This is a genomic window from Halorubrum amylolyticum (assembly GCF_004114995.1).
In the GTDB taxonomy this organism is placed as follows: domain Archaea; phylum Halobacteriota; class Halobacteria; order Halobacteriales; family Haloferacaceae; genus Halorubrum; species Halorubrum amylolyticum.
The window spans coordinates 70,216-80,708 of the sequence record NZ_SDJP01000013.1 but is presented as its reverse complement, the minus strand read 5'-3'; the positions used below and the strand labels follow the sequence as shown (position 1 = coordinate 80,708).

Here is a 10,493-nt window from a genome sequence, read left to right as displayed (position 1 = left end):
TGAGTTCCGCGAAATCGCACTGATGTGTGTCGTCTATAACATCAAGCGCTTCGTCAAACAGTGAATCTCTCCGCCTTACAGCGATTCAACACAGCCGTTACAATGCTTTCACCTGAGGAGTTCCACGAGGAGTATCCGCCGGACAAGCTTCGCGAGGAGATCCCCGACTCGCCGGTGAGTTCGCTGCGCGGGATTCAGTACCTCTACGGGAGGCTCTACACGCTCGCGACGACCGGCGGCGGGGAGTACGCGCCGTACCTCACGCCGGACGCCGCGAGCGATCTGGTCGACACCGACGACAGCCTGATCGTCGTTCGCATCGATCTCTCCGGCGACGGGCCGCGACTGGCCGACGACGAACGGGGACCGGTGTGGGTGACGCGGTACACCGACGAGCTGGTACAGAAGGTGGGTCACTGCAAGTACCCGGCAGCACGGGGAATCGACCACAGCGTGACCCACCAAGCGGGTCGGAACAGCGATCCGGAGAAGCTCGCCCGCTACGCGAAAGAGCGGCTTACCAAGTGGGCGGCAGACGAGGTGGTCGCGGAGGCCGCCACCGCTCACGACGACGGCTGGGTCGTCGACCGGCTCGCGGCGCTTGGCGAGGACGACGTCGCGCTCGACGCGATCGAGGACGGCGTGATCGCGAGCCTCGGCGGCGAGTCGGCGACGTCGCTGCTGACGGTTCAGGTCAAACTCGACGCCGACGGCGAGTACCGCTGGCCCGGCGACCTCGACGTGTTCAACGAGGCGATGCGCCGGCGCAAGCTGTCGAAGCTGGTCACCAAGAACAAGGCGGACGACTCCTCGGGAGACGCGACCGACCTCGTCACCGGAACGGCCTCGCGGACGGTCGGCACCTCCGAGGACCCGCAGAACTACTTCCTCGGGAAGCAGCGCGAGACGTTCCCCGGACTTGATATCGAGGAGGCGTGGCGCTCACACCCGATCTCGGAGGACGCGGCCGTGACGGTGATGAACGCCGAGACGTTCGTCGAGGCGTGCACGTACCGGACGTTCGGCGCGAAGGTGTACTACCTGCCGTACGTGTTCGGGAGCCAGACGCCGGAGAAGGCGTATCGGCTGTACGGGTGCCTGTATCGGGCCGTCACGGAAACCGGAGACGCGACGCCGATCGAGCAAGCGTATCTCGATCAGCGCGAACTCGACGCCGACGAGCGAACGCTCCGGTTCTACGTCTCCGCGGTGATGCCCCACCAGATGTCGCGGTACGACGTGTTCGGCGAGACGCTGAACGGCCGGCTCCACTACCCGACGGAGCTGGCGAAGACGCACAACGAACTCGTCAGCCGCGCGTCGATGTTCGTCACAGAACCAAGCGACGACTGGACCGCACCGCTTCCGACGAACGAAAACTGGGCGTTGCTGTCTGAGAGCGGCGAACGCTTGAAATCGGTGGCGACCGGCTGGTACTTCCACCAGACGTTCGCCGAACGCGACGACGACGATGCCGATGCGGACGACCCGCGGATCGAGGCGCTCGTGAGCGTCCTGAGCGGGGACCCCGTCTCCGTCGGCGTGCTCCTCGAAGAGTTCGTCGCGCGGATCGTCGACGAGGAGACAGGCGACGACGAATTCGACGCGTTCCCGTCGTTTCTGGTCGCGAGCCAGTTCGCACAGCTGTGTGCGCTCGCCGACGACGGGCTCGGAATGTTGACGACCACCGATCCGGAGAAGGAACCGATCACCCGCGAACCGACATACGAGACGATACTCACCATGGATACGTTTGAGACCACCATCGCCACCGACGGGGGATATCGAGGGGAAGCGAAGCTCGAATCGTTCATTGCCGACACGCCTGCGCTCGCGCCAGCGGGGGACGACGGGAAGGAGTCCGTCACCGCCGAGCGCCGCGGTGCATTCCTGCTGGGTGCGCTCGTCGGCGACATCGGGAGCTATCAGGAGTACAGCGAGGATCGGTCGACGACGCTGGTCGATCAGTATCCGGTCAAATCGATCACGCGCTCTCGGATCAAGAAGGTGACGCAGGAAACCGTCGCCAAGACGCTGACGTACACGCGTCAGGAAAAGAAGGGCGGACAATCGTATCCCGGAACGAAGGCCGAACACATCGTCGACCGGCTCCGAGAAACGATTCTGAATCCCGATCCGGACGACTGGGATATAGACACCGACGACCTCCGGTTTTACTACGCGCTCGGAGTGACGTACGGGATGAACGATCACCCCGACTGGGGCAAACAGCAGCGCGGCGAGCCGGACGACGAACACACCGACGAGGAACACTGACATGTCCGATTCACCAGCCACGACCGACGCGACCGAAGCCGTCCAGAACCGCTCGGAGATCGTTTTCCTGTACGACGCCGTCGACGCCAACCCCAACGGGAACCCGCTCAGCGGTGCGAACCGTCCGCGGATCGATCCGCAGACGCAGCAGGCGATCGTCACCGACGTTCGACTGAAGCGGTATCTCCGCGACCAGCTCGACGACGACGGGCACGGCGTGTACATCCGGAACGTCCAGGAAGACGGCAATCAGTACACCCGCGGAAAGCTGCTCGAAGACCGGCTGAAAGCCATTGACCTCGACGACTACGAGCTCGACGAGGACGGCGAGCCCGATCGGCTTCGAGAGGCCGTGTTCGGCGAGTTCCTCGCAGAGAGCGTCGACGTGCGATACTTCGGGGCGACGATGTCGGTCGACACCGAGGTCAGGTACGCAAAGCACCTTCCCGATCACTTCACCGGGCCGGTTCAGTTCTCCCCGGGAAAGACGATGCACGCGGTCAACGAGAACGAGGAGTACGACAGTTTGACGAGCGTTATCGCCACCCAAGAGGGGAAAGAACAGGGCGGATTCGACCTCGACGACCACCGTATCCAGTACGGCCTCGTCCGCTTCCACGGGCTCGTCGACGAGCACGGCGCGTCGAACACGAATCTGACCGCCGACGATGTCGAGCGCCTCGACACGCTGTGTTGGCGGTCGATCAAAAACCAGACGATCAGTCGGAGCAAGGTCGGCCAAGAGCCCCGGCTGTACTGTCGCGTCGAGTACTCCGAGGACAGCTTCCACCTCGGTGGCCTCGATAAGGACCTCTCGCTCGACCACGAACGGAGCGAACCGGACGAGGAGCTCCGAAGCGTTCGCGATCTGACCGTCGACATCGACGCGTTCGTCGATCGGCTCGAAAACGCGTCCGATCGCGTGTCGACGGTACGGCTCGTCGCGAGCGACGTACTGGAGTTCTCCCGCGACGGCGAGGCCGGTGGTCCCGAGCTCCTCTACGACGCGTTGTCCGAGGCCCTCGGAGCCGACGCCGTCGATGTCGTCGACGTGTACGAGGAACACACCGAAACGCTTCCCGACGCCAATTCGGCGGAGTGACGATGGCGCAGGAATCGCTCGGAGCGTGGACAGACGAGGGAAGTGGAACACGCGGTAACGGTGAGGTTCCCGACCGCTGTCTTTCGTTCACCGTTCGCGGACCGTGGGGACACTTCCGGCGGATCGAGGGCAACGTCGTCAAGCAGACGTATCGGATAATCCCACGGACGACCGTTTCGGGACTGATAGCGGGAATTCTCGGCCTCGAACGGGACAGTTACTACGAGCTGTTCGCCCCCGACCGATCGGCGATTGCGGTCGAACCCGTGCGCGAGATCAGAACGATGAATATGCCGATGAACACGCTCTCGACTGCGGACGGAAATCTCCAGTCACTGAACGGCCGGGGCAAGATCAGCGTGAAGCTCCCGGACCCGACCGCGCTCCGTCAACAGCACAACTACGAGGTCCTCGTCGACCCCGCCTACCGGATCGACGTTGCGCTCAGCGATGCGGCGCGGTATCGGGAGCTTCGATCGCATCTCGAATCGGGAACCTCACACTACGTGCCGAGCCTCGGACTGTCGGAGCATCTCGGCGAGATAGAGTACCACGGCGAGTTCGACATCGAATCGGTTCCGAGTGAGGAGACGAGTGCGGACAGTGACGCGAATGCCATCGACACCGCGGTTCCGAATGCGATCGACGACGTCGTCCTCGACCCCGGAACGCGCTGTCAGGTCGAGGAGTCGCCCGCGTTCATGACGACCGATTCGGGCGGGCGAACAACGACGGGATTCACGACGTACGCGTACAACCCTGACGCAGAACCGCTCGGTGTTCGAGACATCGACGCGGTCTCCGTGGACGATCGAACGGTGGTGTTCGTTTGAGGTGACGGTTCGGTACTCCCATCCGCCCGAAAACGGTCACGAGGGCGTTCACTTGACCGATCATCTGCGGGATGTCGCAAACCGAGTCCGACGGATCGTTCCGGAAGACGCGGAGACGGCGGCCGGTGAGTCGCTTCGGGAACTCGTCGAAACGCTGGCGTACGTCCACGACTTCGGGAAGGCGACGACCTACTTTCAGGATTATCTCCTCGATTCGAACCATCCAAGCCCCGAAATGCTTCGTCACCACTCGCCGCTCGGTGCGTTTCTCGCGTACCACGCGCTGGAATCACGCGGATTCAAGACCGAGAGCTGTCTGGCCGGATTCGTCGCGGTTGCAAAGCATCACGGGAACATCCCAGATGTCGCCTCGTACGTCTTCGATCGGTCTCACCGGCGGCGCGGCGTCACTCACGAATCGGAAACACCGGCCGAGCGGCGTCAGCATGCGATAGCAGAACAGGCCGACGATATCCGGGAGAATGCGCCGGCGATCGCGGACGAGGTCTTTCAGTTGGCGACGAACGATACGAGTTCCATCGACGAGTTTCTCGGCGGGTTCGGCGATCTGCTCAACGAGATCGAGTCGGCGGTGTCGGCCGACGCACCGGGGTCGGATTTCTCGCGTGACTCGCTGTCCGACGCGTGTTACTCGCTGGTGCTGGAGTCGTGGGGATCGCTCGTTCTCGCCGACAAGACGAGCGCGGCCGGAGAGGCGGACGATCTCGACCGATCGGAGTCGCTCTACGAGGCGCGTCAGCCACGCTTCGAGCGCTTGGACGAACACGTTCAGGCGATCGAGCGCGACGCAGACGCAGATCCCAGCGGAAACCGACAGGAGCGGCTGAATTACCACCGATCTCGGGCTCGGGATAGCGTCCTCGAAAACGCCGAGTCGTTCGCCAAGAACGGTGGTGGCGTCGCGACCATAACGCTCCCGACTGGAATGGGAAAGACGCTGACCGGGCTGTCGGCCGCGCTGCGAGTTCGCGATGAACTCGGCGGCGAGCGTATCGTGTACGCGCTTCCGTTCACCTCCATCATCGACCAAGTGGTCGACGAGGTTGAGAGCATCTACGACACCGACTCCACGGATCGTCTCCTCACGGCACACCACCACCTCTCCGAGACGACGATCGAAGGTGTCGGCGACGACGAAGCGTCAGATCTGAACGACGATGTCTCCGGGATGCTCGCCGAAAGCTGGCGGGCAGGACTCACGGTGTCAACGTACGTTCAGCTGTTCGAGAGCCTCGCTGGTCCGTCGAACGGTCAGTCGATGAAGCTTCCGGCCCTTCGTGAGAGCGTCGTCGTGCTTGACGAGCCGCAAAGTCTTCCGCTCGACTGGTGGAAGCTCGTTCCGCGCCTCGTCGAGCTTCTCGTCGATCGATACGACGCGACGGTCATCGCTATGACCGCGACACAGCCGCGACTGTTCGAGAACGAGGTGGAACTCGTCGACAAGCCGGAGTCGTACTTCGAGACGACCGAACGGGTCGAATACGAAATTGATCCCTCGATCGAGCGTTACATCGCCGATCAAACCGGTCCGAAATCCCACACAGATGCGGCTCAGAAGCTGATCAACGGCGGAACGGACTCCGAATCAACGCTGGCCATCTGCAACACCATCGACAGCGCCAAGGTTCTCACAGAACGCCTCACAGAACGCCTCGACGACGCAACGAGCATCGGAGCGGTGTACGAGGACGCGCTTGAACGGTCCGGATCGGTCGACGAGATCGATCCGGGCGCCCTTGCGAGCCGGATCGACGATAGACAGGGCCGGGGATTGCTCCACCTGTCGACCCGCCTCAGGCCGGTCGATCGACTCACACTCATCGAGGTCGCGAAGGATCTCACGAGACGAGGGCATCCGCTGATCGCCGTCTCGACCCAGTTGGTCGAGGCGGGAGTCGATATCAGCTTCGACCGAGCGTTCCGCGATTTGGCTCCGATCGACAGCATCGTTCAGGCCGCTGGACGGTGTAACCGCTCGTTTGAGCGCGATCGGGGGCACGTCACGATCTGGTGGCTCGATGTACCGAAAAAACAAGATAAAACGCCGGCAGAAGCGGTGTACAACCGCGGTACAGCGCTACTCCCGGTGGCGGCAGAGACGATCGAAAGCATCCGCGATGGTCGGACGACGGTTCCGGAAACCGCCCTCGCTCGAACGGGGGTCGTGACGTACTACGAACGACTCAAATCGGACAAAAACGTCGGGCGAGACGAGTATGTTTCGTACGTCGACCGAGCACAGGGAGACGAACTCGGCGCTCTCTCCCTGATCGACGAACGCAGGGCTGTCGAGGTGATCGTCTGCCGAACATCTGAAGACCAACGTCTCGTCGAATCGGCACGAATCGCACTCGAAAACCACGACTTTTCGGAGCTAGAGGCGTCTATGCGGAAGCTTCGAACACGGACCGTGTCGATCCCGGTGTACGGGCGCGGATCTCGAGAAGAACGCGAGCTCCGTGACCTCGAGCCGGTTCACCGTGACACCGAGATCCGGAAGATCGATGCTCGGAAATCCCATTACGACGGATTCTTCGACGCCGATACGGGATTCGTGGTCCCCGACAACACCGTGGAGCGTCGGTTCCTATGACCGACCCCGTCGATCGGCTCCTCGCGACCGCACGCGGTGAATCGACCGATAACCCCTTCCGAGTGACCGGGGTTCAGATGCAGTACTATCACGTGTGTAAACGCGAGTTGTGGTTCGCGAGCCGTCACATAGAGATCGATCGTGAGAATGCGAGCGTCGTCCGTGGAACGCGCGTCGACGACACGGCATACGAGGAAAAGCGTCGAAATGTTCGGCTCGGAATGATCTCGCTCGACGTCCTCGAAGACGATCGCGTTATCGAAGTAAAGCCGTCGTCGGCGCTCACGAAGCCCGCCCGAATGCAACTGTCGTACTACCTTTGGTATCTCGAACGTGTCGCCGCTGTCGAAACCGACGGAGTGCTTGCCCATCCTCGGGAACGAAAGCGAGAGTCCGTCGAACTGACCCCCGACCGGAAGGCGGCCGTGGAAGAATCGATCCGCGGCATACACAACATCGTAACCGCTGAGGAGCCGCCGGAAGCGGAGGAAAAACCGTTCTGTGAGTCGTGTGCATATCACGACTTTTGTTGGTGTTGATCATGGACAGAAACTACCACGTGTTTTCGGACGGGCGTATCGAGCGAAACGACGACACGATTCGGATCGTCACCGACGAGGGTGAGAAAAAATACGTCCCTGTTGAGAACGCCGAAGCCGTCTTTCTCCACGGGCAGATAGACTTCAACACCCGCTTCGTGTCGTTCCTCGACGATCACGGCACGGCGGCTCACGTATTTGGGTGGAACGATTATTACGCCGGATCGGTTATGCCGACTAAAGGTCAAACCTCGGGCCAGACAGTCGTTGGACAAGTCCGAGCATACGAAAATGCGGAGGAGCGGCGGCGGCTCGCTGGTGCGTTCGTTGCGGGTAGCATACATAATATGCGAACGAACGTCACGTACTACAACGGTAAAGACCGTGACCTCGAGACAGAACTGTCCGAGTTAGACGCCGCCGCTGCGGACATCGACGACTCGGACGATATTTCTGAGCTGATGGGGGTCGAGGCGACCGCACGGAAAGCGTACTATCGATCGTTCCGAAAGATTCTGCCGGACGAGTTCTCCTTCACCCGCCGAGAGTTCAACCCCCCACCGAACGAAGTGAATAGCCTCATCTCATTCGGAAATTCGCTGGTGTACGCAAACTGCGTCTCCGCCATCAGAGCGACTGCACTCGATCCGTCTATCAGCTACCTCCACGAACCGGGTGAACGACGATACTCGCTTTCGCTGGATATCGCGGATTTATTCAAACCGTTACTCGCAGATCGCGTCATGTTCCGCGTTCTCAACCGACGACAACTCACGCCCGACGATTTCGAACAGGACCTCGGAGCGTGTCTACTCGATGAACACGGTCGGAAGGTCTACACGAAAGAGTTTGAAAAGACATTGGAACGAACGGTCGATCATCCGGATCTCAATCGAAAGGTAAGCTATCAGCATCTGTTACGGTTAGAAGCATACAAATTAAAGAAGGATCTTCTCGCCGGGGAGTCGTACGAGCCGTTCAAGCGGTGGTGGTGATGTACGTAGTTCTCGTATATGATATGGAAGCCGAGCGCACACAGAAGATGCTTCGTCTGTGCCGCAGATACTTGACTCACGTTCAGAATTCGGTACTAGAAGGAGAGATCTCAGAAGGCGATCTCACAGGATTACAAGAAAGTATCGATGATCTGCTTATTGCTGGGGAATCGGTCGTCATTTACGAAGTATCCTCTGAAATGCTTCTTGATCGGACGGTCTACGGTGACGACCCGAAAGCGAACGACCGATTTCTGTAGACTTCCGTCGACCCCCGGGGGCAGATCGGTTATTGGGGGTCGACAGGAAAGGATTGTTATGGATGGACGTGAGAGGGCCTATATGTCCGAAATTGGGCATGGTTTCAGACGAACCTTTGAGGGATTGAAGCCCGTCTGATGGAGAGCAGCGGATCACGGACGCGCTGAGTTTCAGACGAACCTTTGAGGGATTGAAGCCCGATCACGGACCCGTCGTTCAACCCCGAGGAAGGTTTCAGACGAACCTTTGAGGGATTGAAGCGAGGCCAACGTCAGCGCCGGCGGGATCGAAAGCGCCGGTTTCAGACGAACCTTTGAGGGATTGAAGCGCGATGAGCGAAGCGGTCTGGGCGAGCGACGGCGAGTTTCAGACGAACCTTTGAGGGATTGAAGCTTGTGCGAGACGATGGCGATCCGGATCTGCGGGAAGGTTTCAGACGAACCTTTGAGGGATTGAAGCATCAGACGCCGGACGGAGTGGTTCTGCGAGAAGTGGTTTCAGACGAACCTTTGAGGGATTGAAGCTCGTTGATCGGCCCGAGCGACGGCGGGGCGTCGACGGTTTCAGACGAACCTTTGAGGGATTGAAGCGGCCGCGAGCTCGGCGAGCATCTCGACGAGCGGCGTTTCAGACGAACCTTTGAGGGATTGAAGCCCCATCACCTCGACGTCGGGCTCGGCGAGGGCGGCGCGTTTCAGACGAACCTTTGAGGGATTGAAGCTGGATGTCAGAGAGCTGTAACGGGAATCCGGACTCGTTTCAGACGAACCTTTGAGGGATTGAAGCGACTTCGCGGGTCACGAACTCGTTGGCGACGCGGGTTTCAGACGAACCTTTGAGGGATTGAAGCCTCCTTGGAGCACTCGTCCTTGGCGTCGTTGCCGGGTTTCAGACGAACCTTTGAGGGATTGAAGCCGCGAGTCGGTGGTCGTCGCGATCCTTGCGGGCGTGGTTTCAGACGAACCTTTGAGGGATTGAAGCAAGCACGTCTGTCACTCGTGTCGGAGTGTCACCTGGTTTCAGACGAACCTTTGAGGGATTGAAGCTCGACGTACTGGTCGGCGCTGACGTGGTACCAAGCGGGTTTCAGACGAACCTTTGAGGGATTGAAGCCGCGTGAGCATCCAGCCGTTGTACAGCAGCGTGCTGGTTTCAGACGAACCTTTGAGGGATTGAAGCCATCATGTCGTCGACCTGGTCGTCCGGATAGATCCGGTTTCAGACGAACCTTTGAGGGATTGAAGCCAGCGAACGAAGCCTCGAGCTTCGGGTGGTGCGCCGGGTTTCAGACGAACCTTTGAGGGATTGAAGCAAGTTGGAGCGTGTCGGAGTCGTTGCCATACCGCGTTTCAGACGAACCTTTGAGGGATTGAAGCCTCATCGGGATTGCGGGGCTGTTCGGCCTCGGGAGTTTCAGACGAACCTTTGAGGGATTGAAGCGCGGTACTCGGCGGTCGCCGTGTTCACGACGAACACGGTTTCAGACGAACCTTTGAGGGATTGAAGCTATCAAAAGATCGGTGCCCGAATAGACGATCGCGACGGTTTCAGACGAACCTTTGAGGGATTGAAGCGATTGAGGTGTGCCCGTCGGGACACCGGTAGCGCCGTTTCAGACGAACCTTTGAGGGATTGAAGCAGATTGGTCCCGAGGTCGACGAACGGCTCTGGAAGCGTTTCAGACGAACCTTTGAGGGATTGAAGCTATTTCCGGGGCGACCGAGACCGAATCGAGTACCTTGTTTCAGACGAACCTTTGAGGGATTGAAGCGATCATCTCGTCGGCGATCGCGTTCTCGTGAACCCAGGTTTCAGACGAACCTTTGAGGGATTGAAGCTCCTAGCCGGATACGTCACAGACAAGTTGGGAAT

7 protein-coding genes and 1 CRISPR repeat array are annotated in these 10,493 nt (G+C 60.1%); all 7 genes read left to right on the top strand.

Annotated elements, in window-relative coordinates; genetic code table 11:
• The first annotated feature begins 102 nt into the window (after positions 1 to 102).
• From cas8b to cas2, 7 genes are read left to right on the top strand one after another with little or no spacing between them, the layout of a single operon-like run.
• Positions 103 to 2,277, top strand: a complete 2,175-nt coding sequence (cas8b, locus tag ESO89_RS10575) for a type I-B CRISPR-associated protein Cas8b/Csh1 (RefSeq protein WP_128905477.1) — start codon at positions 103 to 105, stop codon at positions 2,275 to 2,277.
• A gap of 1 nt (position 2,278) precedes the next feature.
• Complete coding sequence (gene cas7b, locus ESO89_RS10570) at positions 2,279 to 3,379, top strand: type I-B CRISPR-associated protein Cas7/Csh2 (RefSeq protein WP_128905476.1); 1,101 nt, start codon at positions 2,279 to 2,281, stop codon at positions 3,377 to 3,379.
• 2 nt (positions 3,380 to 3,381) lie between these two features.
• Positions 3,382 to 4,212, top strand: a complete 831-nt coding sequence (gene cas5b / locus ESO89_RS10565) for a type I-B CRISPR-associated protein Cas5b (RefSeq protein ID WP_128905475.1) — start codon at positions 3,382 to 3,384, stop codon at positions 4,210 to 4,212.
• A 1-nt stretch (position 4,213) separates the two neighbouring features.
• Positions 4,214 to 6,826 carry a CRISPR-associated endonuclease Cas3'' gene (locus tag ESO89_RS10560; protein ID WP_128905474.1) on the top strand — a complete coding sequence of 871 codons (2,613 nt, stop codon included), beginning with the start codon at positions 4,214 to 4,216 and terminating at the stop codon, positions 6,824 to 6,826.
• Positions 6,823 to 7,365, top strand: coding sequence for a CRISPR-associated protein Cas4 (gene cas4 / locus ESO89_RS10555; protein ID WP_128905473.1), 543 nt, complete (start codon positions 6,823 to 6,825; stop codon positions 7,363 to 7,365). Before ESO89_RS10560 ends, cas4 begins: the two co-directional genes overlap by 4 nt.
• A 2-nt stretch (positions 7,366 to 7,367) precedes the next feature.
• A complete protein-coding gene (cas1b, locus tag ESO89_RS10550; protein WP_128905472.1) occupies positions 7,368 to 8,360 on the top strand; it encodes a type I-B CRISPR-associated endonuclease Cas1b in 993 nt (330 codons plus the stop codon).
• Positions 8,360 to 8,620 carry a CRISPR-associated endonuclease Cas2 gene (gene cas2, locus ESO89_RS10545; RefSeq protein ID WP_128905471.1) on the top strand — a complete coding sequence of 87 codons (261 nt, stop codon included), beginning with the start codon at positions 8,360 to 8,362 and terminating at the stop codon, positions 8,618 to 8,620. The genes cas1b and cas2 overlap by 1 nt, the downstream gene beginning before the upstream one ends.
• A gap of 101 nt (positions 8,621 to 8,721) precedes the next feature.
• Positions 8,722 to 10,459: direct repeats of the CRISPR family, unit length 30 nt; unit sequence GTTTCAGACGAACCTTTGAGGGATTGAAGC.
• Between the last annotated feature and the right edge of the window lie 34 nt (positions 10,460 to 10,493).